General features: G+C 44.7%; 1 protein-coding gene. It reads right to left on the bottom strand.

The genetic code is table 11. From position 1 onward, the window contains the following. Positions 1-349, bottom strand: a 349-nt coding sequence (locus JO375_RS14300; RefSeq protein ID WP_229525104.1) for a transposase, incomplete at both ends; no start/stop codon positions are given.

The raw sequence follows: 349 nt of genomic DNA, 5'->3' as shown, positions 1-349 counted from the left end.
TTCGGACAAACCCATTGTCGCAAATTCAGGTTTCTCACATCTTTGTGGCGATGACCACAACCACTACACAATTGACTACTTGGATAGTTCTTTGCCACCACGCTAATGATTCGTCCATACCACAATGCTTTGTACTCCAGCATCGTGCGTAACATCGACCAGGACGCTTCGGCAATTGATTTGGCAAGCTTATGATTCTTCATCAGGTTTTCTACTTGTAAGTCTTCAAGGCAGATCACTTGGTTTTCGTGAATCCACTTCGTTGACAGCTTATGCAGAAAATCGTTGCGGCAATTCGCTATCTTCTCATGAATGCGAGCGACTTGTAGCTTTGCTTTCTGCCAGTTCG

The organism is Paenibacillus farraposensis, from assembly GCF_020736845.1.
Classification (GTDB): Bacteria; Bacillota; Bacilli; order Paenibacillales; family Paenibacillaceae; genus Paenibacillus; species Paenibacillus farraposensis.
Note: the sequence above shows the minus strand (reverse complement) of the source record. Positions and strands in the feature narration are given on the sequence as shown.